We start from the raw sequence: 23,320 nt of genomic DNA on the forward strand, positions 1-23,320 counted from the left end.
CTTTACCCCTCTTTCACAGCTCCTGCGGGAGCTGTTCTTATATATTCGCTCAAAAAGTCGATAAATGCCCGAATACGTGTGCTGACGGCGCGATCGCTGTAGTAAACGGCGCTGAAAGGCATTTCTACCGGCAGACGTTTATCGGCCAGCAGTTCCACCAGTTCTCCCCGCGCGATCTCTTTATCAATCATATAATCTGAAAGACATGCAATGCCGTTACCGTTCAGGCAAAGTTGTTTTAACGTTTCCCCGCTATTGGAAGAAATCCCACATTTGATCTCATGGAGCTGCCCGTCGCTACAGGCAATCGGCCAGGTATTGAGCGAAACAGGTTCTGAGAACCCCAGACACAGATGCCGTTTCAACTCTTCAACGGTCTCAGGCTTGCCAAAGCGGGCAATATAATCCGGCGAGGCGATAATCTTGCGATAGCTGGTAAATAACGGGCGCGCGCGCAGACTTGAATCTGTCAACGTGCCTGCGCGTATCGCAACATCCACTTTTCGTTCAATAAGATTGATGAACGTTTCTGAGGAGACAAGAGACAACGTTATTTCCGGATACCGTTCACGAAAAGGTTTAATCAGCGGCATCAGGAAATGCAGCATTACCGGCGTTGCCGCATCGATACGCAGTAAGCCGCGCGGGGTATTACGCGACTCCATGATTTCCGTTTCTGCGGCGGCCATTTCTTGCAGTATCTGCTGCACGCGCCTGAAGTATCGCTCTCCTTCTTCAGTCAGGCTCAGCTGTCGGGTCGTACGATTAAGCAGACTGACGCCGAGCTTCATCTCCAGCTTTTTAACTGCCCGGCTGACAGCGGAATTGGCCTGTCCAAGCTGCTCTGCCGCCCGGCTGAAGCTGCCGCTTTCCACGACAGCGACAAAAATTGCGAGTTCTTCGGAGGTGGCTTTCATTTTTGCTCCTGAAGCAAAATTAAATTGATATTTTGGCTATTTTTGTCATTAAAACATCCAGGCATACTGCGTGTCATCTGATTACTGCTGTTATGGAGTTATGTATGCCTCTCGCTTTATTTGCACTGACAATAAGTGCTTTCGCTATCGGTACGACTGAGTTTGTGATTGTCGGCCTGGTGCCGACCATTGCTCAACAACTGGCTATCTCGTTACCTTCCGCCGGAATGCTGGTTTCAATCTATGCGCTGGGTGTGGCTATTGGCGCGCCGGTGCTAACCGCGCTGACCGGACGCCTGCCGCGTAAACAGTTACTGGTCGCGCTGATGGTCTTGTTTACGGCGGGGAATTTGCTGGCATGGCAGGCACCGGGCTATATGACATTAATCGTCGCCCGTCTGCTGACGGGCCTGGCGCACGGCGTGTTCTTCTCGATTGGATCTACCATCGCGACAAGTCTGGTGCCAAAAGAGAAAGCGGCTTCTGCGATCGCTATTATGTTTGGTGGTTTAACGGTAGCGCTGGTCACGGGCGTGCCGCTGGGAACATTTATCGGTCAGCATTTTGGCTGGCGTGAGACCTTCCTTGCGGTATCACTGTTAGGCGTGATTGCGCTGATGAGCAGTCAATTGCTGATTCCGGCCAATATTCCCGGTCGGGCGGCCGCCAGCATTCGTGACCAGGTGAAAGTACTGACTCATCCTCGTCTGTTGCTGATTTACGCCGTTACGGCGCTGGGCTACGGCGGGGTATTCACGGCATTCACCTTCCTGGCGCCAATGATGCAGGATCTGGCGGGATTCTCCCCGGCAGCGGTAAGCTGGATCTTACTGGGGTATGGCGTATCAGTGGCTATCGGCAATATCTGGGGCGGTAAACTGGCTGATAAGCATGGTGCCGTGCCGGCGCTGAAATTCATTTTCGCCGCGCTGTTTGTTCTGCTTATGGTCTTCCAGGTGACGGCCTCCACGCAGTATGCTGCGCTGGCTACCATCCTAGTGATGGGGGTCTTTGCCTTCGGTAACGTACCGGGGTTGCAGGTCTACGTGGTACAGAAAGCGGAACAATTCACGCCTAATGCGGTAGATGTGGCGTCAGGTCTGAACATTGCGGCGTTTAACATTGGTATTGCGCTGGGCTCCGTGATTGGCGGGCAAACGGTGGAGCATTACGGTTTGGCGCAGACGCCGTGGATTGGCGCCCTCATTGTTCTGGTGGCTTTCCTGCTGATGGGTGTCAGCGGACGTCTTGATAAACCTGTACGCATTGCTCTGGAGTAAATTATTGATGTAAGCGCCTACTTACAAAACAAACTGCAATTGTTCGTTGAAAGTGAGTGCTAAAATCCCTATAACAGAAGAACCAGTCCGGTTGAGGACTGGTTGACGTTACAGAGGTTTGAAAGTCAAAAGTGCGAAAAAACACCTATGCGATGCGCTATGTTGCCGGACAGCCCGCCGAGCGGATTTTGCCGCCAGGGTCGTTTGCGAGCATTGGCCAGGCATTGCCCGCCGGGGAACCGCTAAGCAATGAAGAGCGGATCCGTATCCTCGTGTGGAATATATTCAAGCAGCAGCGAGCCGAATGGTTATCGGTGCTGAAGAACTACGGCAAAGATGCGCATCTGGTCCTGTTGCAGGAGGCACAGACGACGCCTGAACTGGTACAGTTTGCCACCGCTAACTATCTTGCCGCCGACCAGGTTCCCGCTTTTGTACTACCTCAGCATCCGTCTGGCGTCATGACGCTTTCTGCCGCCCATCCTGTTTACTGCTGCCCTTTACGGGAAAGAGAACCGATTTTACGTTTGGCGAAATCAGCCCTGGTGACGGTATATCCCTTGCCGGATACCCGTTTATTAATGGTAGTAAATGTTCATGCGGTAAATTTTAGTCTGGGCGTGGACGTATACAGTAAGCAGTTACTTCCGATCGGCGACCAGATTGCGCACCATAGCGGCCCTGTCATTATGGCGGGTGATTTTAATGCCTGGAGCCGCCCACGTATGAATGCGTTGTACCGCTTTGCACGTGAGATGTCGCTGCGCCAGGTGCGTTTCACTGACGATCAGCGCCGTCGTGCGTTTGGACGACCGCTGGATTTTGTTTTTTATCGTGGGTTAAACGTGAATGAAGCCTCCGTACTGGTGACGCGCGCTTCCGATCACAATCCGCTACTCGTTGAATTCAGTCCCGGCAAACCTGAGCAATAAAGGTGAGTCAGGTCTGCCGTGGGGCAGGCCTCTGCGGGTGCTGCCCTCTATTTTTCTCATAACAGAAGGGCACTACCATGACAACGCATTCCCACCATGACAATGTTGAAAAGCAGTTTGGTTCACAGGCGAACGCCTATTTACATAGCGCCGTTCACGCAGCGGGTCGTGACTTAGCGCGGCTGGCGCAAAGGTTGTCTGATTTTTCCCACGCGAGCGTACTGGATATGGGATGTGGGGCTGGACACGCGAGTTTTGTCGCTGCGCAACATGCCAACTCGGTCGTGGCATACGATTTATCCGCCAGCATGCTTGAGGTTGTCGCTGGAGCGGCGGAAGAAAGACATTTAAGTAATATTACTCTCCGGCAAGGCTATGCCGAAAAACTGCCCTTTGAAGATGCATCGTTTGAGGTGGTGATTAGCCGCTATTCCGCGCATCACTGGCACGACGTTGGTCAGGCATTGCGTGAGGTTAATCGTGTATTAAAGCCCGGTGGCGTGCTGATTATCATGGATGTCATGTCGCCTGGACATCCTGTACGCGATATCTGGCTGCAAACGGTGGAGGCGTTACGCGACACGTCGCATGTCCGTAACTATTCCAGTGGCGAATGGCTGGCGATGGTCAATAACGCGATGCTGGTAACGAATACCGTGATAACAGATCGTTTATCGCTGGAGTTTCGCTCATGGGTAACGCGGATGCGTACGCCAGCGCCGTTGGTTGAGGCGATTCGATTATATCAGGCGAGCGCCCCGGTAGAGGTGAAGCGTTATTTTGAGTTGCAGGATGACGGTTCGTTTAGCAGCGATACTATCATGCTGGAAGCGCATAAAGCGGTATAGCAATTTAAAAGGCGCCGGGGGAAGCGGCGCCTTTTGGCTTTTTCGTCGGACAATATCAGGAGTCTGGCGTGCTATTGTCCTTCACAAACAACGTAAGCTGATCGCCCGGTTGTAGATTATCCGTATCATGGTTCCAGCGCATCACATCTTTGATATTCACCCCGTGACGTCTGGCGATACTGGAAAGCGAATCGCCTTTACGGACACGATAGGTAATGCTATCGCTATTGTTTGCCAGTCGTTGCGCGCTGCTGCCAGCGCCCACGGTCAGGCTTTGCCCGATTTTCAGGCGTGAACCACGCAGGTTGTTCCACTGCTGCAAGTCCTTCGTGCTTACGCCAAGCCGCGAAGCAATACCGGAAAGCGTATCGCCAGAGCGCACCTTATAGCTACGGCTATTCAACGGCGTATTGTCGGCGATCAGTTGGGACTGAACGGCGTCAATCTCACCGGAAGCCAGCGACTCACGCAACTGCTCGGCATGCTTTTTGGGCACCATAACATATTGCGGACCGCTTACGCCTAAGGTAGACCCTTTTACACCGGCATTAAACGTCTTCAGCTTGCTGATAGACATGCCCGCCATATCCGCAACCTGCGCCATTTCAACTGGACTGTTTAAACGAACTCGTGCCAGCGCTCGGCTTTCATCTGTTGTTGGCAGACGTACGCCGTAGCGTTTGCTGTTTTTGAGAATTTCACTCAATGCCAGCATCTTAGGTACGTAGAGTTTTGTTTCTCTGGGCAAAGAAAGCGACCAGAAATCCGTCGGTTTTCCACGCGCTTTGTTTGCTTTAATTGCCCGCATAACACGGCCTTCGCCGCTGTTATACGCTGCAACGGTTAACAGCCAGTCGCCGTCAAACATTTTGTTCAGACGCTGCATCATGTCTAACGCGGCGGTCGTAGAGGCTACAACATCGCGACGCGCGTCATAATTACGGGTCTGCTTTAAACCATAATTGCGCCCTGTGCTCGGTATGATCTGCCAGATGCCTGCGGCATTGGCGCCAGACGTTGCGTGAGGATCAAAAGCGCTCTCCACTATGGGTAGTAGTACCAGCTCCATAGGCATGTTACGTTTCTTAACCTGCCCCGCTATCCAGTACATATACGGCTCTGCCCGTAAAGTTACATCGTGGAGATAGCTCTTATTGCGTAAATACTTCTGTTTCTGTTCGCGAATCCGGCTGTTTTCCGGAATTCCCATCTTTAGCTCGTCGCCAATGAAAGCCCACAAGTCCTGATCTGGCGCGATAGACGTTCCGTCGTCCATCCATCGTGCCTGACTCGTAAACTTTCCTGCTTCCCCTTGACCAGCTGCAGAAAGGCTCTGTGCGTGCTGTTGGACGTTGCCAGTGTTCTGAGACGTCTGGCACCCCACAAGCAGGACAGAGGCGAGTAATATCGCTTTTGCCTTCATGTGTGTGTCAATAGTTGCTTAAAAGACGACCGATCATAACGGCGAAGTTAGCGAATGACAAGTAAGAATTATCAGAACGTGTCTTTCTTTGACCTTAACCATGCAAAACGCGCTTCTGGTTGTTGCAATATTGTTTCTTTGTTTATTTCGTTAATTAAATCAATATCTTCAGTTCTTAAAAAAAGATTAATCTTACGCTCATTTTTAAGAATAACGGGTAATGTCATTTGTTTTTTTACACGTAACTCTTTAACTTTACGATAATATTCATTTATGAACGAATCGTGCGGAAGTATGCTCAATGCGAACTTAATGTTAGCTAAAGTGTATTCGTGAGCGCAGCAAATGAGCGTGTCGTCAGGCAGAGAGTTAATTTTCATAAGTGACTGATACATCTGTGATGGCGTGCCTTCAAACAGTCGACCACAGCCGCCGGAAAACAGCGTGTCGCCGCAGAATAAGTAAGGGCGGCTAAAGTAACAGACGTGTCCTAACGTGTGGCCCGGCGTGGCAAAAAGAGTAAATTTCTCGCCTAAAACGCGAATAGTATCGCCATCGCCAACAAGATGGGTTGCTCCCTTGTCTTGCGTTTCCGCCGGTCCATAAACCGTCATTTGCGGGAAGTGTTGCAACAGCTCTTTGACTCCGCCAACATGGTCGTGATGGTGATGCGTCAAAAAAATCGCCTCCGGCATCCACTTATGTTCAGCAATGGCCTTTAAGACGGGGGCCGCTTCGCCGGGATCAACAATCACACAGCGGCCTTCATCATTGGTCAGCACCCAGATGTAATTGTCCTGAAACGCGGGAATACTGTTAAGATTCATATATTACCTCTCAAATAATTAGCGGAAGGTTGCGATGAAACCGGCAAGGCTCTCTCAAACTGTCGTTGCGCCCGGATGTTGGGGTGAGTTGCCCTGGGGCAATTACTACCGTGAGGCGCTGGAACAGCAGCTAAATCCGTGGTTTGCAAAAATGTATGGTTTCCATTTGCTTAAAATCGGTAATTTAAGCGCAGAAATCAATTCCGAAGCGTGCGCGGTCTCCCATCAGGTGAATGTTTCATCGCAGGGGTCGCCGATGCAGGTTCTGGCCGATCCGCTACATCTTCCTTTTGCAGATAAATCCGTCGATGTTTGTCTGCTGGCGCATACTTTGCCGTGGTGTACCGACCCGCACCGTTTATTGCGGGAAGCCGACCGCGTATTGATTGATGACGGTTGGCTGGTCATTAGTGGATTTAACCCGCTGAGTTTGATGGGGTTACGTAAACTGGTACCCGTTTTACGTAAAACACCGCCCTATAATAGTCGGATGTTTACCCTTATGCGGCAACTGGACTGGCTGTCTTTACTCAATTTCGAAGTGCTACATTATAGCCGTTTTCATGTCTTACCCTGGAAAAAGCAGGGGGGGCGGCTTTTAAATACGCATATCCCGGCGCTGGGCTGTTTACAGCTTATTGTGGCCCGTAAGCGGACCATCCCGCTTACGCTTAATCCGCTGCGACATAATAAAAGTAAAACCCCTATCCGCCAGACCGTTGGCGCCACCCGGCAATATCGCAAACCGGATGGCTAAGCTTCCGCCTGGTAGCCACTATCTTCCTGCGTGGGATTCATTGCCGCGGCGCGCGCCAGTTCATCACAACGCTCGTTTTCGGGATGGCCTGCATGGCCTTTGACCCATACCCATTTGATCTGATGCTGACCTAACGCAGCATCGAGACGTTTCCAGAGATCGACATTTTTTACGGGTTTCTTTTCCGCTGTTTTCCAGCCGCGTTTCTTCCAGTTATGAATCCATTGGGTAATTCCTTGCCGCACATATTGGCTGTCGGTGCTCAATGTTACTTCGCAATGTTCTTTTAACGCTTCAAGCGCGACGATCGCCGCCATCAGTTCCATACGGTTATTGGTGGTCAGCGTGTAACCTTCACTAAACGTTTTTTCATGACCGCGATAGCGTAAGATAGCGCCATAACCACCAGGCCCTGGATTCCCCAGGCAAGAGCCATCGGTGAAAATTTCTACCTGTTTAAGCATCTCTGGTAGACTTCCTGTAATTGAAATCGATAACAAAACGCAAGTCTGACATAAATGACCGATATGAGCACTGCAATTACACGACAGATTGTCCTCGATACCGAAACCACCGGTATGAATCAGATAGGCGCGCACTATGAAGGTCACAAGATTATTGAGATCGGTGCGGTTGAGGTGATAAACCGTCGTCTGACCGGCAACAATTTTCATGTTTACCTGAAGCCCGATCGCCTTGTCGATCCAGAGGCTTTTGGCGTACACGGTATTGCCGATGAGTTTCTGCTGGATAAGCCGGTTTTTGCTGATGTGGTCGATGAGTTTCTTGATTATATCCGCGGCGCGGAGCTGGTCATCCATAACGCATCGTTCGATATCGGCTTTATGGATTATGAGTTTGGTCTGCTTAAACGCGATATTCCTAAAACCAATACTTTCTGCAAAGTTACCGACAGCCTGGCGTTGGCGCGGAAAATGTTCCCCGGCAAGCGTAACAGCCTTGATGCACTGTGTTCGCGTTATGAGATAGATAATAGCAAACGTACTTTGCACGGCGCATTGCTCGATGCCCAGATCCTTGCTGAAGTGTATCTGGCGATGACGGGCGGACAAACGTCCATGACGTTTGCGATGGAAGGAGAGACGCAACGGCAGCAAGGTGAGGCGACCATTCAGCGAATCGTTCGCCAGGCCAGCCGGTTACGGGTCGTTTTTGCCTCTGAGGAAGAGCTGGCTGCGCATGAATCGAGGCTTGATCTGGTGCAGAAAAAGGGCGGAAGTTGCCTTTGGCGGGCGTAATTTATTCCTTTTTAGGCTATAAAAATCATCCTTCGGGCGATTTTTGCAGCAACTGATTCAAAAGGTGAGAAAAAGCGTTGACGGGCGACACCGCAAACCGTAATATTCGCCTCGTTCCCAGCGGGAACATCACGGAGCGGTAGTTCAGTTGGTTAGAATACCTGCCTGTCACGCAGGGGGTCGCGGGTTCGAGTCCCGTCCGTTCCGCCAGATACAAATCTCAGGGTGTTTTTATACATCCTGTGAAGTAAAAAAAACCGTATCACTGTAAAAGGGATACGGTTTTTTTTCGTCTTCAAGAAGTTCCACCGTCTATCGTGGAATCTGGCGCAAATGGGCCTACGCCTGGATGACGAACAGGATATTACCGCCACTTCTTTCACTGTCATGGCTATTTTGATCCCACTGACATTTAAGGCGCGGCCTCATGGCGGTGCTTAACCGGGATCGGGACATGTTCAGCGCAGAAGCAGACTGCGTAATGTTGATATCACTCAGATAATTACGGAGAACCGCCAGACATGCGCATCATCACTCCAGGGCATCCCACTTCTCCAGCAACTCCACCGGGATCTCATTGATCACCTCCGAGAACCGTTTTCCCACCAGTCTTTCAGCCTGGCGTAACAGTGGGATGGTCGGGCTACTGGGTTCACTGCTCTCAAACCAGCGACGAATGCACCGCAGGCGTTCCAGCGCATCATTACGATCGCGAATTGGCCCCGGTTCAGCATTGTGTGGGAGGGATATACCGGGTGGCGCGTTGACAGGCGGCACATCCTCTGCCCGTGCCGGAACGGCATTATCCATAACCGTGCCTGCGGGGTCTGGCACTGGCGCTGGCGACGGAGGGATTTCCGGTGTGGTTGTCTGTACCACGTCAGGCAGCAGCGCTAACAACTGCCGCAGGCGTGAAAAATCTGGAGCCAGATCGCCTAATGTCTCACGCGCCCACACTTGCAGGCGTTCTGCGCTTTCCTGCGCTTCGCGAAACGCCGCCAGCGGTAATGCCCCACGGGCTTCGAGGTCGGCCAGTTGCTGGCGGACGGATTCGGGGGCCAGCGCATCAGCCGGGCGGGGAGCGGATAACGCGCGCTCCACATCCCGTACCTGTAGGCGCAGGGCGGCACTGTTTGACAGCGTAATACCGCGAATGTCCGCCATCACGCCTTCGTGATCCAGCAGCGCCGCCAGGGCATTACTGCGCGCCAGCGACGCATCTTCAATAGATTCTGCGGATGCGCCTTCGCCGGTAAGCAGCTGTGGATGGAGTGCATCAGACCAGATTACGCTCAGTTCTGCCAGTTGTGTGAGCATTTCCGCCAGTCCCTGTGCGCCAGCCTGCTGGATGCGACTGCGCAGCAGCAGGATCAACACCCGGATATCCTTACTGCGCGTGAGCAGACGGCGCGCATCACGTTCAATTTCCGGCCAGTTCACGGCTTCCGGCGTACTGACAAAATCACCATATTGCGCCTCCGCCTGGGGGGCGGCGCGGCTGAACAGCAGCAGGTATTCCGGATCGTACTCCGGATCGGGGCCGCAGGGTTGTTCCGCGCTTACCGGTTTAGTCAGGGACATGTCCATATCATTACTCTCAGTGGGTTAAGCCGTGTTCAGGTTCAAAAATCATGCCGGTCACCGGACGGTCATGCATGGCTTTACCTGCCCAGGCCGTCCAGCCAAGCCGCTGCGCGCCGCCGATCACCGCAGGCGGTGCGGCATGAGGCTTCAACTGCAGCTCAATTTCCCAGCAATATTCAAAACCGATGAACGTACGCACCAGTTCTGTCAGCACGGGCAGATTGTTGCCGCCGGGCAGAAAACGCAGGTAATCCTCCAGCGTGAGCGGGCCGATAATTAGCCGGAATTTGTACTGCATATCCGGTACGGCCTGGCCGATAAGCGCCCCGTTGCCCAGCACCGAAGACTGCGCGGGCGTGCCCAGACGGGTGATTTCATCGTTCGCCACCGTTATCCAGTGCAGGGCGAATTCTTTCACCGCAAAAGGTACGCTGAAATAGTGCGCCAGCGTGGCGGCCAGCCCGTCAGGATTGCGCGATTCGCGTACCAGATGGGCGGAGGCTGCCAGGCGAACATGATCTGACAGCGGGCTTTCGGCGCTTTCCCGTAGATCCTGCCCGCTGAGACTGGCGATATAAAACGCAAAACGGTCGTGTTCCGGTTTGTCCAGCCCGCCACCAGCGGACTGGGCGCTGCGCCATGCCTGCCAGAACTGCGTCAGCCAGCGGTGGTGAAAAATATTGGAAAAATGAACCAGCGTCGGATCGTGACGACTCTCTGAGCGGTTCAGTGCCAGCTCGGTATAGTGCAGCGGCAACGGGCCGTTTGGCCCCCATAGTCCGAGGCTGTACAGGCTCAGGTGCAGGCGTCCATCCTGCCAGCTGACCTGGGCGATTTCCCGTGGCGCAAAGGTCATCGTCGGCGTCTGTCCCAGACGGAATTTTTCCATCCGTGGCTGCCAGATACTGCCTGCCGGAGTATCACAGAGCTGGGCATCCACGCGCCGCATCAGGTTCAGGAATCCGTAACGCCAGGGGGTTTTCTGCGCCTGGTTGAGAGCGCCGGTCATACGCTCCCCCGTTGCCCGGTTCTGACCGGCCAGGTCATGACATGCCCGCGTTGCATCGAGTGCAGCGTCATCTGCGAGAAGGTATTAATGGAAACATGGCGGGCAATATAGTGTTCCAGCACCAGACCGAACAGGTAAGGACTGATACCGGAAAATCCTTCTTCGTCCACGGTCAGTTCGCAACTGACGCCCCGGCCATAGACCAACAGGCCGGAGCCGGGCAGGCGGCGGGTCACCGGGGTGGTTTTGCAGCCAATCAGGCTGCGCACCTGGCGCGACTGCGGGCTGTCGTGAGCCGGGATAAACAGATTCAGCAGATCGCGCAGCGCCTGGCCGCCGGTGCGGTGATCCAGATCGGCCAGCGGCAGATAATTAAACGACAACTGCCGGATCAGCCGCCAGGCCATTTCGCGTTCAGCCAGCGGCGGCTGCGGCGGGCGCGGCGGTCTGATAAGACCCACGCCCGCCACCGGAATCGCCGCATCTACGGTCAGATCATCCCGGCCATTACGTGGAATAAGGCAGGGCAGATCGCGGTTAGTCACCATTGCCGTGACGGTGATATGGCGCAGATTTTCCGGGTAGGGCGCTTCATGCTGATCAACCAGCGAGAGGAAGACTTCCGAGCCGGTATAGGGGGTTCGGGTGCCATAGCGGCGGGCGTTTTCTGACGAGCGGCGCGGTTCACGACGCAGTGAAAAATAACGCCCGTGGTTGCCTTCGTCATTATTACGGGTGTGATACAGCGGACGAAAAATCATCTTCCGTGTGGTTTCCGCTTCCAGGCCTTCGACTTCCTGAACAGAAAACACCTCGTAATCCAGCGGACGGGTACGATCCACCACCAGATGCTGTTCCGTCACGCTGTGAGTGACTTCAATCCGGGTGGTGGTGCGAGGAAACAGGTTGATCACCGGCGTACAGAACAGGCTGAACTGTGCAGCGTCCGTCTGATGAATCAGCCAGTCCGGCGGCAGGCGGTTAAGCAGTATGACAATTTCCGCCACATTGCCCTGCACCTTTTGTAACCCGGCAGACAATCCGGTCGGGGTGAAGAAGTAAAACCGTTCCGGACAGGCGAAAAATTCATGCAGCAGATTATGGCCGTGAAACACGTTCCAGGCGAGCGGTAGCAGCCCCTGCCCTGGCTCCAGCCCTTCGTGCGCCACCGGGTGTTGAAGATTCACATTCAGTTCGCCGTCAAAGTGACCGGGTTCACCGGCCAGTGTGGCGACGGCGCTGGTATGTAGCAGCTCAAACAGGTGTGACGCAATGCGTTCTTCGCCGCAGAGGTAAAAGGGCAGCCGTGCCGGACCGGCCAGCTCGCTGAAAGTCAGTTCCCCGAAGGTTCGCAGGGTGATGCGCAATGCCCCGGCGACATGAATATTAGGCGGCAGATAGCGGTGCAGGGCGGGCATATCCGGCGGCGCGGCGGTCAGGCGTACCTCCTCGATGGACAGCGGCCACAGCGTGACGTCCTGGCTGCTGCGAAACTGGCAGGCGGTATTTTCGCCTTCCGGGATGGGGGAAACGAACGCGGTATCGCGCGGCACGGTGACCCCTTTCGCCAGGTCGCCTTCCTGCGTATCGGGATACAGCTTTACCACTGCCATCGATGGCGTGGGGGTGACGTAATTGGGGCTGACGACTTCCAGTAACCGCTGTGTGAAGCGGGGAAACTCGGCGTCAATTTTTAGCTGAGTGCGGGCGCTCAGAAAGCTGAACGCCTCGATCATGCGTTCCACATACGGGTCGGCAATATCGGTTCCCTGCATCCCCAGTCGGGCGGCAATTTTGGGATGGAGGGTGGCGAACTCAGCACCGGTCTCCCGCAGGTAGCTCAGTTCGCGGTTGTAATACTCCAGTAGCCGTGGATCCATGAATAATGCCCTGTATTAAAAGAACGTAATGCGGCTCAGCTCCATATCCAGCGCGCTGCGTACCAGAAACTCCGTGGGATACGGCTGCGTCAGAATTTGTCCGCGAATTTCAAACTGTAGCGTGTTATAGCTACCCTGCCGGGTTTTATCGAGCAAGGGCGTGACCCTGAGTGTGGCGGCGTTCAGCCGGGGTTCGAAACGGATAATGGCGCGCCGGATCGCCTCGCTGATATCGTCCCACTTATGCTCATACATAAAGCTGCCCGCCAGCGGCGGCAGGCCATAGTTGAGCACTGACGCCGCCGCCTGCGGATAGCGCCGGGCGTCGATGTCACCCTCGTGGCTAATGGTATTGAGCAAAAAGGAGAGATCCCGGCGAATGATCTCCTTCAGTTGTACCGGCGTGACGCTGATATCCCGGTCAATTTTCTGATACGGAGCATTGTCACACAGCCGATCAAACAGCGTGGGCAGCAGGTGGTTAGCGGGTGTAAAACGAGACGTGCTCATGCGCCATCGTTTTCCTGAGCATGAAAGGTACAATGGGCCATGTCCAGCAGGCTGATATCGCCGTGGCTGGTCAGCCACACTTTCTGCCCCAGCGCCCGCACGGTGGTTTCGCCGGGGCCGTCCTGCCAGGCGGTTTCCCTGCACAGACGCAGGGCGTCGGATGCACTTTCCGAACCGCTGTAACGGGTAAAGAGCCAGGCGCCGTGCGTATCGCCATTCACCAGGGTGATATTAACGGGTTTCCACAGCAGATCAGTCAGGCGCGTCGGTTGCGGCGATTCCAGCGAGCGTATTTGCGAAAACGGCAGCCAGATATACACGCCGCCGGTGACTAGCTCAAGTACCGGGCCAAGGCGGGAATCGCTGTCGCTCGCCCAGTCAAATGCGCCGCCGTTCCACTGCCCGCCCGTGTCTGTTATGGCTTCCAGTGCGGTATTACGGTGTTTATCAACCTCACCGGTATCGTCATGACAGGCGAGTGCCGCCAGCAGTGACTCCACCCAAACGGGCTGCGGCAGAAGAAAACCGGGTCGTTGTTCACCCTGAAAAACGGTGTGGCGGAACATTTCGCAGCGAACCAGCTCCCGGTACAGCCGGGCCTCCTGGGTATAATTGGCCTCCATCCTGGCGCATAGCTGAAGCTGGTGTAGCGCCCGCGACCAGTCTCCGGCCACACACAGCAACTGAAACAGGCTGTGGCGGCAGAGCGCTTTCGCCGGATTTTCCCGAACCTGCTGCTCCGCCATCTGAATCCCCTCCGCAATAGAGTATTCCTGTATCAGCGCGGACAGGGTAGCAGGAAGCGTGTCAGTTTTTTTCATGGGCGGTATTTCCATTTTTCTGTGTCGGAGTGATTCGGTAGTGGCTATCGATGCCAATAATACGATGCTCGCGGCGGGTCAGATCGGGCAGTATCTCGCTATGTGCGGTTTTCCCCCCCAGTTCCGGCGAGAGCAGTTGCAGGATATCGGGCATTGATTCCATCGCCAGCCAGTGCATTTCACCCTCACCGGTCGTGTCCAGCGTATCCAGAATGGCATCAATACCGGGCGCGCCTGCCACCATATCCTGTAACGTGTCGGTGTCGCCCTTTTTATCGTATAACGACGTCAAATCCTGGGTGACAGCGTCTTCATTTCGGGGAAACGGTTTAGCACGGAGGGGCTTTTCCTGCCCGGAGGGCCGCAATGCCTGCTGATATTCCTGGTAAAGCTGGTGTAGTGTGCTATCCGCTTCATGGCCAGTGTAAGAGGATGCGGTTTCCCGGACGGGAATAATATCGAACGGGTTCTGCGGATTGAGCTGTTGTTGTTTAAACCAGTCCAGATCCAGGTACTCAGCAACGGATTCAGATGACTGAACCAACTGAGGAAACGAAACATCGGGACGGGACTCATCATTGGTGCGGGCAAGGCACCAGGATGACAGACCCCATTCAATCGTATCTCCATCATTCAGCCGCATACGGTGATGAGGTTCCATCACCTGCTCATTGACGGCACAGCACAGTTCATCAGAGTGATTAACAATCCACCACGCCTCTTCGTGGCGAACAAGACTGAGCGCGATATCGTCTTTCCCATGTTGCTCAAAAAGCGGAATGTAGGGGGCGGCGGCAGTAAATACGATGTATGTCCCTGCGGGATACTGTGCGTTATCCGTTATACCCTGCGACTGTATTTTCCGTAATTCCCACATGTCTTGTTTCATTATGTCCCTTAAATGTATTTATTTTTCTGGAGGAAACGTTTAGGGAGTTTTAATTCATAAATAATTTTAACTAAATTTATAGGGAGTCATTATTGATGACACCCTTTTTATTATTTTCGTCGTGAATGCATTGTTGTATGCATAGATGTCTTTTTTGAAATATTATTTCTTTTAATTCTGCAATTGCGATTTTTATCTTGCTGTTCATTGATTATTTAATATTAACGGCTTAGTTGCTAATTAGTCCCTGATCTGTATCATTGTTTTGTTTCGATATTTTTTCGAGGCTATCAATAAAGAATTGTTTATATATTTATATGCATTGATGCATTATTTTTATGAATTTTTATGTCACAAGGCATAACACATGGAAACTCCTGTTTCACGCAGTGCGTTGTATGGAAAACTGGCCGGCCCACTATTCCGGTCGCTGGAATCGGCAACGGCATTTTGCAAACTACGCTCTAATCCCTGGGTTGAGCTGACTCACTGGCTGCACCAGTTAACACAGCAGCCCGATAACGATATTCTCCACGTTCTTCGGCATTACCAGATCCCTCTTTCTGATGTGGAGAAAGCGTTACTCCGGCAACTGGATATGCTGCCCGCCGGGGCCAGCGCCATTAGTGATTTTTCTCACCATATCGATCTCAGCGTTGAAAAGGCCTGGATGCTGGCGAGCGTCCGTTACGGCGATAACAAAATTCGCAGCGGCTGGTTGCTGCTGGCCTTGTTGACCACGCCAGAACTGCGTCGGGTACTGAGCAGTATCTGCGCGCCGCTGGCCACGCTTCCGGTTGATGAACTGACGGAAATACTGCCCTCGTTGATCGAAACATCGCCGGAAGCGCAGGAGCGCCCTTACGACGGCTCCGGCCTGGCATCAGCCATTCCCGGTGAAAGCAGTCAGGCGATTCCCAACGGCGGGCAGGACGGTAAATCCGCGCTGGCAAAATACTGTCAGGACATGACGGCACAGGCGCGCGACGGCAAAATCGACCCGGTGACGGGGCGTGAGCATGAAATCCGCACCATGACGGATATTCTGCTGCGCCGTCGCCAGAATAATCCACTACTGACTGGTGAGGCGGGCGTCGGGAAAACGGCGGTCGTCGAAGGTTTTGCCCTCGCGATTGCGCAGGGGGAAGTGCCGCCCGCGCTGCGGGAAGTACGGCTACTGGCGCTGGACGTTGGCGCTCTGTTGGCCGGAGCCAGCATGAAAGGCGAGTTTGAATCGCGTCTGAAAGGGTTACTGGAAGAGGCCGGGCGCTCGCCGCAGCCGGTTATTCTGTTTGTCGATGAAGTTCACACTCTGGTGGGCGCGGGCGGCGCATCCGGCACGGGCGATGCCGCTAACCTGCTGAAACCGGCGCTGGCGCGCGGCACCCTGCGGACTATCGGCGCCACCACCTGGAGCGAATACAAGCGCCATATTGAGAAAGATCCGGCGCTGACCCGTCGTTTTCAGGTGTTGCAGATTGCCGAACCGGAAGAGATCCCCGCAATGGAAATGGTGCGTGGTCTGGTGGATACGCTGGAAAAACACCATAACGTACTGATTCTGGATGAGGCGGTACGTGCGGCGGTACAGCTTTCTCACCGCTACATTCCCGCCCGGCAGTTGCCGGATAAGGCCATCAGCCTGCTGGATACCGCCGCGGCCCGCGTGGCGCTGACGCTGCACACGCCGCCTGCCAGCGTACAGTTCCTGCGCCAGCAGCTAAAAGCGGCGGAAATGGAACGGTCGCTGTTGCAGAAGCAGGAAAAAATGGGGATTCAGTCAGATGAGCGGCGCGATGCGCTGATGGCGCGAATTTTCTCGCTCAACAATGAACTGACTGCATCCGAATCCCGCTGGCAGCGGGAGCTGGAACTGGTACATACGTTGCAGGAACTGCGTCTCGCAGAGTCTGATGCTGATGACAAAACCACGCTGCAACAGGCCGAAACGGCGCTAAGGGAGTGGCAGGGCGACGCGCCGGTGGTGTTCCCGGAAGTCAGCGCGGCGGTTGTCGCGGCGATTGTCGCCGACTGGACCGGTATTCCTGCTGGGCGCATGGTGAAAGATGAGGCCAGCCAGGTGCTGGAACTGCCTGCCCGACTGGCGCAACGCGTTACCGGGCAAGACGGCGCGCTGGCGCAGATTGGTGAACGTATTCAGACCGCCAGGGCGGGACTGGGCGATCCACGCAAACCGGTGGGCGTGTTTATGCTGGCCGGGCCGTCCGGTGTCGGTAAAACCGAAACCGCGCTGGCGCTGGCGGAGGCTATCTACGGCGGCGAGCAGAACCTGGTAACCATCAATATGAGCGAGTTCCAGGAGGCTCACACCGTTTCCACGCTGAAAGGCGCGCCGCCCGGCTATGTGGGCTATGGCGAGGGTGGTGTGCTGACGGAAGCGGTGCGTCGCCACCCCTGGAGCGTAGTGCTGCTCGACGAGATCGAAAAAGCGCACCATGACGTCCACGAACTCTTCTATCAGGTGTTTGACAAGGGTGGGATGGAGGACGGCGAGGGTACACATGTCGATTTCAAAAACACCACGCTATTACTCACCACCAACGTGGGTTCCGACCTCATCAGCCAGATGTGTGAAGATCCGGCCTTAATGCCCGATGCTACGGGGCTTAAAGAGGCGCTAATGCCGGAATTGCGCAAGCATTTCCCGGCGGCATTTCTGGGCCGCGTGACGGTGATCCCTTACCTGCCGCTGGACGAAACGTCGCGTGGCGTGATTGCCCGTCTGCACCTTGACCGGCTGGTGGCGCGGATGAGTGAACAGCACGGCGTGACGCTGACGTATAGCGAGGAACTGGTCGCACATATTGTGGCGTGCTGTCCAATGCATGAAACGGGCGCGCGGTTGCTGATTGGCTACATCGAACAGCACATTCTGCCACGACTGTCGCGCTACTGGTTGCAGGCCATGACGGAAAAAGCCGCGATCAGGCAGATTGATATCGGCGTTAATGGTGATGAGCAGATTGTTTTTGAGATCGTTTGCTGAAACCGGCCGTTCGAAGTGTCCGTAGTGCGATTTTAAAAACTGTACCGGTATACCGCTCCCCTTGCGGCAACCAGTTGACTAAAAAGGAAATGAAGGATTATGGCTATCAACAATAGCGCGCAGAAATTCATCGCGCGCAACCGCGCGCCGCGCGTGCAGATTGAATATGACGTAGAGATTTACGGTTCCGAGAAAAAAATCGAGCTGCCGTTCGTGATGGCGGTGCTGGCCGATCTGGCCGGGAAACCGCGTGAAGAACTGCCGCCGGTGACGGATCGCAAATTCCTCGATATTGATATTGATAACTTCAATGAGCGCATGAAAGCCATTGCGCCGCGCGTGGCGTTCGCTGTGCCGAATACGCTGACGGGTGAAGGTCAGTTGATGGTCGATATCACGCTGGAAAATATGGACGACTTTTCGCCGGCACAGATTGCCCGCAAGGTGGACGCCCTGAACCAGTTACTGGAAGCCCGCACTCAACTGGCGAACCTCCAGACCTACATGGATGGCAAGGCGGGGGCGGAAAATCTGGTCAATAAACTGTTGCAGGACCCGACTCTGCTGAAAACGCTGGCGAATGCGCCGAAATCGGCCGCTACCCAGCAAGATGTGTCAGCGGATAATGAATCAGCGGAATAACGTCGAATTTTTAAGGAATTTTCATGGCAAACAGTAATATGCAGGCAACCGACGCGGTTGCTCAGGATACCGCCTCCGCATCCGGTGAATTTGATGCGTTGCTGAATCAGGCCTTCCGACCCAAGACTACCCAGGCGGCAAAAGCCGTGGAAGCCGCGGTGCAGACGCTGGCGCAACAGGCGCTGGCGAACACGATCACCGTCAGCGATGACGCCTATAAAAGCATCAGCGCTATTATTGCGCAGATCGACTTTAAACTGACCGAACAGATCAAACTGATCCTGCAACATCCCGACTGGCAGAAGCTGGAATCCTCGTGGCGCGGTATGGAGCATCTGGTTTACAACACCGAGACCGACGAAAAGCTGAAAATTCGCTTCATGAATCTGTCAAAAGATGAATTGCGGCGCAACATGAAGCGTTACAAGGGCATCGCCTGGGATCAAAGCCCGATGTTCAAGAAACTGTATGAAGCCGAATACGGCCAGTTAGGTGGCGAACCTTATGGCTGTATCATTGCGGATTACTACTTCGACCATACACCGCCCGATGTGGATCTGCTTGGCTCTATCGCCAAAGTCGCCGCGTCGGCCCATGCGCCGTTTATTGCCGGGGCTTCCCCCTCGGTACTGCAAATGGACTCCTGGCAGGAACTGGCGAATCCCCGCGACCTGACCAAAATCGTCACCCAGAACCTGGAATATGCGCCGTGGAACTCGCTGCGGGCTAGCGAAGACTCCCGTTATATTGGCCTGACGATGCCGCGTTTTCTTGCCCGCCTGCCGTATGGCGCAAAAACCAACCCGGTGGACGAGTTTGATTTTGAAGAAGATGCGGATGGTTCTGACCATACCAAATACGTCTGGAGCAACGCGGCCTACGCGATGGGCGTAAACATCAACCGTTCCTTCAAACACTACGGCTGGTGTACGTTGATTCGCGGTGTGGAATCAGGCGGTGCGGTGGAAAATCTTCCCTGCCATACCTTCCCGACTGACGATGGCGGCGTGGACATGAAATGCCCGACCGAAATCGCCATCTCTGACCGCCGCGAGGCTGAACTGGCGAAAAACGGTTTTATCCCGTTGATCCACCGTAAAAACTCAGACTATGCCGCCTTTATCGGCGCACAGTCGCTGCAAAAACCACAGGAATACTACGATCCGGACGCGACGGCCAACGCTAACCTGTCTGCCCGTCTACCGTACCTGTTCGCCTGCTCGCGCTTCGCTCACTTCCTCAAATGTATCGTCCGCGACAAAATCGGTTCCTTTAAAGAGCGTGAGGATATGCAGCGCTGGCTAAATGAATGGATTATGAATTATGTCGACGCCGATCCGGTGAACTCCTCGCAAGAAACTAAAGCCCGTCGTCCGCTGGCTGCCGCTGAAGTAGTGGTGGAAGAGGTCGAAGGCAATCCAGGTTATTACGACGCGAAATTCTTCCTGCGTCCGCATTTCCAGCTTGAAGGGCTGACGGGATCGCTGCGCCTGGTGACAAAACTGCCGTCAGTGAAGCAGGGCAATGCCTGATATATATTTTGTGAATGTTTAAGCGAGTGAAGTCAGAGAAGATAGAGAATATAAAGAGGGATATGAAGAAAAGAATTTCGTCTCGCCCACGGTCTCGTAAAGGTGGGGTACGTAATGATGACACATATCCGAATGCCAGTAACAATGCCGAAGCTTTTTATATCATTGAGTAGGAAATACATATTATGACCATAAGCCCAACTTTTCATCTGTTACCTGGTATTGTTCTGCTCTTTTCACAATATGCTGTAGCCTGGGAAGTCAGTTGCCCGGCTGTTATTGATACTCAGTCTTCTGCTGTGAGCCTGAAGTCTGATGTCCCAGCGGCGTGGCAGCTTTCTCCCCGATATATGTCGCGTTTATGGTTAAGTAGTATTGGGGTAACGCAGGGTAAACCTGAAAACCTGATGGATCTCAAACCAGAGACTAAAAAAGTAAACGGTGAAAATTGGTCTGTATGGGAAACAGAACGTGGTAGCGATAAAGAAACCGATCGCTATTGGGTTTCGTGTATTTATGGTCATGAACAGATATGGTTGACGCAACCAATACCTGCTTCTTCTACTCGCTGTAAGACTCGTAATTTTGAGGGATCGCCAGAAGACCAGTCTGTATCTTTTATCTGTAATTAGCGATTTGAGACGTGAAAATTTCAGTACAGGTTATGGTTTTTATTATCGGAAGTTATGAAGCATTATTTATATGCATTAAATAATGCAAATTCATAAAATAACTAAATACATTATCGGTACCGGAAAAATATACAGTCCTCTGTTCTCCTGAAGTTATTGGAGAAGGATTCTGTACGGCAATGATTTATCTATAAACAAAAAGATATAGATAAAATCAGGTTTATTTTAAGTAAAACTTAATAAGGATATAAAAATGGCTTATGACATTTTTTTGAAAATTGACGGCATTGATGGCGAGTCAATGGATGACAAACACAAAAATGAAATTGAAGTACTGAGCTGGCGCTGGAATATTCATCAGGAATCCACCATGCACGCCGGTAGCGGCCTCGGCTCCGGTAAGGTCTCCGTCACCAACCTGGATTTTGATCACTATATCGACCGCGCCAGCCCGAACCTGTTCAAATACTGCGCCTCCGGCAAGCACATTCCGCAGGCCATTCTGGTTATGCGTAAGGCTGGCGGCAATCCGCTGGAGTACCTCAAGTATACCTTCACCGACCTGATTGTCGCCGTGGTTTCCCCGAGCGGCAGCCACGATGGTGAAATCGCCTCCCGTGAAACGGTGGAGCTCTCCTTCAGCACCGTGAAGCAGGAATACGTGGTGCAGAACCAGCAGGGCGGCAGCGGCGGCACCATCACCGCAGGCTACGACTTCAAGGCCAACAAAGAAATTTAACGGCTGTTTTTCCGGCCAGATGTTATGTCTGGCTGGTTTTATTGTTTTGATTTTAAAGGAATTTACAGTGAATAAATGGCGTAACCCCACTGGGTGGTTATGTGCGGTAGCTATGCCTTTTGCACTGCTCCTGCTTTCCGGATGCGGCAGTAGCGATTCGCTACTTGACCCCTAATCGCAGCGGCCTGGCCTGAGCGTGAAAGCGTTTTACAAGGTGAATTCTGACAATCAGAAGAAAGCGGCGTCCATGAAGATACGTGTTGAGAATTAATGACCTACACAGAATTTTTAGAGGTTAAGCAAAATGAACAGACCTTCATTCAATGAAGCGTGGTTAGCTTTTAGGAAGGTGAATCATTCCGTCGCTGATGTGGGTAGCATTATTGGTGGAAACGTTGGGAAAAATATAACTGGTGGTTATTTTCAAAATGCCTGCCCTATTCGAATGAGCTATGTTTTGAATGCGACAGGGTTCCCAATAGCCCGTAACTCTCCGTATGCAAAGGTTAGTGGTGCCGATAATAAATTCTATATTTATCGCGTGAATGATATGATTGATTATCTTACTCATACTATGGGCAAGCCTGATCTTATTGTTAATAATCCGAAACAGAGTGACTTTATCGGGAAGAAAGGAATTATCGTAGTAAAAGGGCATGGCTGGAGCAATGCCAGAGGACACGTTACATTATGGAATGGCAGTATCTGTTCAGATCAGTGCCACTTATTAAATGACCCAGATAATGGACCATTTGTTCCTGAAGTTGGGACACTGTGGATACTGCCGTGAAATGGTTAATATTAGTTACTTTCAGCATAAGTGGAATGCTGGTATGGCAGCCATCCTTTGCACAAGAAGCATTGACCACACAATATTCACAGTCGGAACTCTTAAAAAATTGGGCGCTGAGTCATTGTCTGGCATTAGTATACAAAGATGATGTCGTTAAAAACGATGCCAGAGCTACGGCCAGTGCTTACCTTGAATATGGTAAACAATCTGTGGAGATTTACCATGAAATTGATGAGATTGCGAAAAAATATTCAGGGTTGAAATATAACGGTTCGATATCATCAGATTTTAATACCATGAAGTGCATAGATTTTATCCATGACAGGGAATTAAATGAATTAATTAAAAGGCGTGTCGAGAAGTAAAATTCAAAGATATTAAAAGCATACGTTCTCTTGCTCTGATGAATTTATGGGTAAGAAAGAGCTGTACAGGAATAGTTAATCTGTTCACCTAATAAAGCAGATAAATCAGGGCTTAATTTAGGTAGTTAAAAGGATAGTAGATATGTCTTATGACATTTTTCTGAAAATTGACGGCATTGACGGCGAGTCAATGGATGACAAACACAAAAATGAAATTGAAGTACTGAGCTGGCGCTGGAATATTCATCAGGAATCCACCATGCACGCCGGTAGCGGTCTCGGTTCCGGTAAGGTCTCCGTCACTAATCTTTCATTTGAACATTACATCGATCGCGCCAGCCCGAACCTGTTCAAATACTGCTCTTCCGGTAAGCACATTCCGCAGGCCATTCTGGTTATGCGTAAGGCTGGCGGCAATCCGCTGGAGTACCTCAAGTACACTTTCACAGATCTGATTATTGCAATGGTATCGCCCAGCGGAAGCCAGGGAGGGGAAATTGCGTCTCGCGAATCAATTGAACTCTCCTTCAGCACCGTGAAGCAGGAATACGTGGTGCAGAACCAGCAGGGTGGCAGCGGCGGCACCATCACCGCAGGCTACGACTTCAAGGCCAACAAAGAAATTTAACGGCTGTTTTTCCGGCCAGATTTATATCTGGCCGGATTTATTATTT

At 52.8% G+C, this 23,320-nt stretch carries 24 protein-coding genes, 1 tRNA gene and 18 other annotated features; of the genes, 15 read left to right on the plus strand and 10 right to left on the minus strand.

The annotated features are described in order from the left end of the window. Positions 1–2: 2 nt before the first annotated feature. The gene (yafC, locus tag STM0256) for a putative LysR family transcriptional regulator (protein NP_459254.1) occupies positions 3–928 on the minus strand. Within the gene, positions 3–917 belong to an annotated coding region; the region does not span the whole gene. Next, positions 923–928 (minus strand) — a ribosome-binding site (putative RBS for yafC; RegulonDB:STMS1H000621). (Overlaps the previous gene by 6 nt.) Before the next feature lie 81 nt (positions 929–1,009). Beyond that, positions 1,010–1,015 (plus strand) — a ribosome-binding site (putative RBS for STM0257; RegulonDB:STMS1H000622). Between yafC and STM0257 the strand changes: the two genes are divergently transcribed. The 3 genes from STM0257 to yafE all read left to right on the plus strand — a co-directional run bounded on the left by STM0257 (position 1,010) and on the right by yafE (position 3,977). Beyond that, positions 1,010–2,197 (plus strand): putative drug efflux protein (perhaps for chloramphenicol) gene (locus tag STM0257; RefSeq protein ID NP_459255.1). Within the gene, positions 1,022–2,197 belong to an annotated coding region; the region does not span the whole gene. It overlaps the preceding feature by 6 nt. A 152-nt stretch (positions 2,198–2,349) precedes the next feature. Further along, entirely contained in the window at positions 2,350–3,129 is a 780-nt protein-coding gene (gene yafD, locus STM0258; RefSeq protein NP_459256.1) for a putative cytoplasmic protein, read from the plus strand. A 62-nt stretch (positions 3,130–3,191) separates the two neighbouring features. Beyond that, positions 3,192–3,197: a ribosome-binding site (putative RBS for yafE; RegulonDB:STMS1H000623), on the plus strand. Then, positions 3,192–3,977, plus strand: a protein-coding gene (gene yafE / locus STM0259) for a putative methyltransferase in menaquinone/biotin biosynthesis (RefSeq protein ID NP_459257.1). Within the gene, positions 3,207–3,977 belong to an annotated coding region; the region does not span the whole gene. It overlaps the preceding feature by 6 nt. 55 nt (positions 3,978–4,032) lie before the next feature. Here the strand turns inward: yafE and dniR are convergent. Both dniR and gloB read right to left on the minus strand, forming a co-directional pair. Beyond that, a complete protein-coding gene (dniR, locus tag STM0260) occupies positions 4,033–5,400 on the minus strand; it encodes a transcriptional regulator for nitrite reductase (cytochrome c552) (RefSeq protein ID NP_459258.1) in 1,368 nt (455 codons plus the stop codon). 71 nt (positions 5,401–5,471) lie between these two features. Beyond that, positions 5,472–6,237, minus strand: a protein-coding gene (gloB, locus tag STM0261) for a hydroxyacylglutathione hydrolase (protein ID NP_459259.1). Within the gene, positions 5,472–6,227 belong to an annotated coding region; the region does not span the whole gene. Continuing rightward, positions 6,232–6,237: a ribosome-binding site (putative RBS for gloB; RegulonDB:STMS1H000624), on the minus strand. (Overlaps the previous gene by 6 nt.) 11 nt (positions 6,238–6,248) lie before the next feature. After that, positions 6,249–6,254: a ribosome-binding site (putative RBS for yafS; RegulonDB:STMS1H000625), on the plus strand. Here gloB and yafS point away from each other — a divergent pair. Continuing rightward, positions 6,249–6,984, plus strand: a protein-coding gene (gene yafS / locus STM0262) for a putative SAM-dependent methyltransferase (RefSeq protein ID NP_459260.1). Within the gene, positions 6,262–6,984 belong to an annotated coding region; the region does not span the whole gene. It overlaps the preceding feature by 6 nt. On the opposite strand, the gene rnhA is transcribed toward yafS, so the two are convergent. Beyond that, positions 6,981–7,465 (minus strand): RNase HI gene (gene rnhA / locus STM0263; RefSeq protein NP_459261.1). Within the gene, positions 6,981–7,448 belong to an annotated coding region; the region does not span the whole gene. The genes yafS and rnhA overlap by 4 nt on opposite strands. Then, positions 7,460–7,465: a ribosome-binding site (putative RBS for rnhA; RegulonDB:STMS1H000626), on the minus strand. (Overlaps the previous gene by 6 nt.) Before the next feature lie 46 nt (positions 7,466–7,511). On the opposite strand from rnhA, the gene dnaQ reads away from it, so the two are divergent. Together dnaQ and aspV are read left to right on the plus strand one after the other, a co-directional pair. Continuing rightward, entirely contained in the window at positions 7,512–8,243 is a 732-nt protein-coding gene (gene dnaQ / locus STM0264) for a DNA polymerase III, epsilon subunit (protein ID NP_459262.1), read from the plus strand. Positions 8,244–8,386: 143 nt separating this feature from the next. After that, positions 8,387–8,460 (plus strand) — tRNA-Sec (aspV, locus tag STM0265). A 314-nt stretch (positions 8,461–8,774) separates the two neighbouring features. Here aspV and STM0266 read toward each other — a convergent pair. The 6 genes from STM0266 to STM0271 form a co-directional block, all read right to left on the minus strand. Continuing rightward, positions 8,775–9,830, minus strand: coding sequence for a putative cytoplasmic protein (locus tag STM0266; protein ID NP_459263.1), 1,056 nt, complete (start codon positions 9,828–9,830; stop codon positions 8,775–8,777). A gap of 10 nt (positions 9,831–9,840) precedes the next feature. Continuing rightward, positions 9,841–10,841, minus strand: a protein-coding gene (locus tag STM0267) for a putative cytoplasmic protein (RefSeq protein NP_459264.1). Within the gene, positions 9,841–10,836 belong to an annotated coding region; the region does not span the whole gene. Continuing rightward, positions 10,833–12,722 (minus strand): putative cytoplasmic protein gene (locus STM0268; protein NP_459265.1). Within the gene, positions 10,833–12,716 belong to an annotated coding region; the region does not span the whole gene. Before STM0268 ends, STM0267 begins: the two co-directional genes overlap by 9 nt. After that, positions 10,836–10,841 (minus strand) — a ribosome-binding site (putative RBS for STM0267; RegulonDB:STMS1H000628). It overlaps the preceding gene by 6 nt. Continuing rightward, positions 12,717–12,722 (minus strand) — a ribosome-binding site (putative RBS for STM0268; RegulonDB:STMS1H000629). It lies within the gene STM0268. A 9-nt stretch (positions 12,723–12,731) precedes the next feature. Continuing rightward, positions 12,732–13,234, minus strand: a protein-coding gene (locus STM0269; protein NP_459266.1) for a putative cytoplasmic protein. Within the gene, positions 12,732–13,226 belong to an annotated coding region; the region does not span the whole gene. Beyond that, positions 13,223–14,053, minus strand: a protein-coding gene (locus tag STM0270; protein NP_459267.1) for a putative cytoplasmic protein. Within the gene, positions 13,223–14,047 belong to an annotated coding region; the region does not span the whole gene. The genes STM0269 and STM0270 overlap by 12 nt, the downstream gene beginning before the upstream one ends. Further along, positions 13,229–13,234 (minus strand) — a ribosome-binding site (putative RBS for STM0269; RegulonDB:STMS1H000630). Its footprint overlaps the gene before it by 6 nt. Next, positions 14,034–14,941, minus strand: a protein-coding gene (locus tag STM0271) for a putative cytoplasmic protein (RefSeq protein ID NP_459268.1). Within the gene, positions 14,034–14,936 belong to an annotated coding region; the region does not span the whole gene. The genes STM0270 and STM0271 overlap by 20 nt, the downstream gene beginning before the upstream one ends. Further along, positions 14,048–14,053, minus strand: a ribosome-binding site (putative RBS for STM0270; RegulonDB:STMS1H000631). Its footprint overlaps the gene before it by 6 nt. Further along, positions 14,936–14,941 (minus strand) — a ribosome-binding site (putative RBS for STM0271; RegulonDB:STMS1H000632). It lies within the gene STM0271. A 357-nt stretch (positions 14,942–15,298) precedes the next feature. Then, positions 15,299–15,304 (plus strand) — a ribosome-binding site (putative RBS for STM0272; RegulonDB:STMS1H000633). Between STM0271 and STM0272 the strand changes: the two genes are divergently transcribed. From STM0272 to STM0279, 9 genes are all read left to right on the plus strand, one after another. Continuing rightward, positions 15,299–17,943 (plus strand): putative ATPase with chaperone activity gene (locus STM0272; RefSeq protein NP_459269.1). Within the gene, positions 15,304–17,943 belong to an annotated coding region; the region does not span the whole gene. Its footprint overlaps the feature before it by 6 nt. A gap of 92 nt (positions 17,944–18,035) precedes the next feature. After that, positions 18,036–18,041: a ribosome-binding site (putative RBS for STM0273; RegulonDB:STMS1H000634), on the plus strand. Next, positions 18,036–18,585, plus strand: a protein-coding gene (locus STM0273) for a putative cytoplasmic protein (protein ID NP_459270.1). Within the gene, positions 18,043–18,585 belong to an annotated coding region; the region does not span the whole gene. It overlaps the preceding feature by 6 nt. Positions 18,586–18,601: 16 nt before the next feature. Continuing rightward, positions 18,602–18,607: a ribosome-binding site (putative RBS for STM0274; RegulonDB:STMS1H000635), on the plus strand. Next, the gene (locus STM0274) for a putative cytoplasmic protein (protein NP_459271.1) occupies positions 18,602–20,117 on the plus strand. Within the gene, positions 18,609–20,117 belong to an annotated coding region; the region does not span the whole gene. It overlaps the preceding feature by 6 nt. Before the next feature lie 62 nt (positions 20,118–20,179). After that, the gene (locus STM0274A; RefSeq protein ID NP_459272.1) at positions 20,180–20,290 is read left to right on the plus strand and encodes an invasol SirA; all 111 of its coding nucleotides are present in this window, start codon (positions 20,180–20,182) and stop codon (positions 20,288–20,290) included. 126 nt (positions 20,291–20,416) lie between these two features. Then, positions 20,417–20,749: a putative cytoplasmic protein gene (locus STM0275; protein NP_459273.3), complete on the plus strand. Its 333-nt coding sequence runs from the start codon at positions 20,417–20,419 to the stop codon at positions 20,747–20,749. 247 nt (positions 20,750–20,996) lie between these two features. Then, positions 20,997–21,002, plus strand: a ribosome-binding site (putative RBS for STM0276; RegulonDB:STMS1H000636). Beyond that, positions 20,997–21,488 (plus strand): putative cytoplasmic protein gene (locus STM0276; protein ID NP_459274.1). Within the gene, positions 21,003–21,488 belong to an annotated coding region; the region does not span the whole gene. Its footprint overlaps the feature before it by 6 nt. A 298-nt stretch (positions 21,489–21,786) precedes the next feature. Further along, positions 21,787–21,792 (plus strand) — a ribosome-binding site (putative RBS for STM0277; RegulonDB:STMS1H000637). Continuing rightward, positions 21,787–22,278 (plus strand): putative cytoplasmic protein gene (locus STM0277; RefSeq protein ID NP_459275.1). Within the gene, positions 21,793–22,278 belong to an annotated coding region; the region does not span the whole gene. Its footprint overlaps the feature before it by 6 nt. After that, positions 22,259–22,264, plus strand: a ribosome-binding site (putative RBS for STM0278; RegulonDB:STMS1H000638). (Overlaps the previous gene by 6 nt.) After that, positions 22,259–22,646, plus strand: a protein-coding gene (locus STM0278; protein ID NP_459276.1) for a putative periplasmic protein. Within the gene, positions 22,263–22,646 belong to an annotated coding region; the region does not span the whole gene. Before STM0277 ends, STM0278 begins: the two co-directional genes overlap by 20 nt. 136 nt (positions 22,647–22,782) lie before the next feature. Further along, positions 22,783–22,788 (plus strand) — a ribosome-binding site (putative RBS for STM0279; RegulonDB:STMS1H000639). Next, positions 22,783–23,274 (plus strand): putative cytoplasmic protein gene (locus STM0279; RefSeq protein NP_459277.1). Within the gene, positions 22,789–23,274 belong to an annotated coding region; the region does not span the whole gene. (Overlaps the previous feature by 6 nt.) Positions 23,275–23,320 lie beyond the last annotated feature (46 nt).

Origin of the sequence: Salmonella enterica subsp. enterica serovar Typhimurium str. LT2 (assembly GCF_000006945.2) — a bacterium.
In the GTDB taxonomy this organism is placed as follows: domain Bacteria; phylum Pseudomonadota; class Gammaproteobacteria; order Enterobacterales; family Enterobacteriaceae; genus Salmonella; species Salmonella enterica.

What these genes read in the sequence shown, in the direction of transcription:
- yafC (NP_459254.1), bottom strand. Translation starts at nt 917, where the DNA reads ATGAAAGCCACCTCCGAAGAACTCGCAATTTTTGTCGCTGTCGTGGAA.
- STM0257 (NP_459255.1), top strand. Translation starts at nt 1,022, where the DNA reads ATGCCTCTCGCTTTATTTGCACTGACAATAAGTGCTTTCGCTATCGGT.
- yafD (NP_459256.1), top strand. Translation starts at nt 2,350, where the DNA reads ATGCGCTATGTTGCCGGACAGCCCGCCGAGCGGATTTTGCCGCCAGGG.
- yafE (NP_459257.1), top strand. Translation starts at nt 3,207, where the DNA reads ATGACAACGCATTCCCACCATGACAATGTTGAAAAGCAGTTTGGTTCA.
- dniR (NP_459258.1), bottom strand. Translation starts at nt 5,400, where the DNA reads ATGAAGGCAAAAGCGATATTACTCGCCTCTGTCCTGCTTGTGGGGTGC.
- gloB (NP_459259.1), bottom strand. Translation starts at nt 6,227, where the DNA reads ATGAATCTTAACAGTATTCCCGCGTTTCAGGACAATTACATCTGGGTG.
- yafS (NP_459260.1), top strand. Translation starts at nt 6,262, where the DNA reads ATGAAACCGGCAAGGCTCTCTCAAACTGTCGTTGCGCCCGGATGTTGG.
- rnhA (NP_459261.1), bottom strand. Translation starts at nt 7,448, where the DNA reads ATGCTTAAACAGGTAGAAATTTTCACCGATGGCTCTTGCCTGGGGAAT.
- dnaQ (NP_459262.1), top strand. Translation starts at nt 7,512, where the DNA reads ATGAGCACTGCAATTACACGACAGATTGTCCTCGATACCGAAACCACC.
- STM0266 (NP_459263.1), bottom strand. Translation starts at nt 9,830, where the DNA reads ATGGACATGTCCCTGACTAAACCGGTAAGCGCGGAACAACCCTGCGGC.
- STM0267 (NP_459264.1), bottom strand. Translation starts at nt 10,836, where the DNA reads ATGACCGGCGCTCTCAACCAGGCGCAGAAAACCCCCTGGCGTTACGGA.
- STM0268 (NP_459265.1), bottom strand. Translation starts at nt 12,716, where the DNA reads ATGGATCCACGGCTACTGGAGTATTACAACCGCGAACTGAGCTACCTG.
- STM0269 (NP_459266.1), bottom strand. Translation starts at nt 13,226, where the DNA reads ATGAGCACGTCTCGTTTTACACCCGCTAACCACCTGCTGCCCACGCTG.
- STM0270 (NP_459267.1), bottom strand. Translation starts at nt 14,047, where the DNA reads ATGAAAAAAACTGACACGCTTCCTGCTACCCTGTCCGCGCTGATACAG.
- STM0271 (NP_459268.1), bottom strand. Translation starts at nt 14,936, where the DNA reads ATGAAACAAGACATGTGGGAATTACGGAAAATACAGTCGCAGGGTATA.
- STM0272 (NP_459269.1), top strand. Translation starts at nt 15,304, where the DNA reads ATGGAAACTCCTGTTTCACGCAGTGCGTTGTATGGAAAACTGGCCGGC.
- STM0273 (NP_459270.1), top strand. Translation starts at nt 18,043, where the DNA reads ATGGCTATCAACAATAGCGCGCAGAAATTCATCGCGCGCAACCGCGCG.
- STM0274 (NP_459271.1), top strand. Translation starts at nt 18,609, where the DNA reads ATGGCAAACAGTAATATGCAGGCAACCGACGCGGTTGCTCAGGATACC.
- STM0274A (NP_459272.1), top strand. Translation starts at nt 20,180, where the DNA reads ATGAAGAAAAGAATTTCGTCTCGCCCACGGTCTCGTAAAGGTGGGGTA.
- STM0276 (NP_459274.1), top strand. Translation starts at nt 21,003, where the DNA reads ATGGCTTATGACATTTTTTTGAAAATTGACGGCATTGATGGCGAGTCA.
- STM0277 (NP_459275.1), top strand. Translation starts at nt 21,793, where the DNA reads ATGAACAGACCTTCATTCAATGAAGCGTGGTTAGCTTTTAGGAAGGTG.
- STM0279 (NP_459277.1), top strand. Translation starts at nt 22,789, where the DNA reads ATGTCTTATGACATTTTTCTGAAAATTGACGGCATTGACGGCGAGTCA.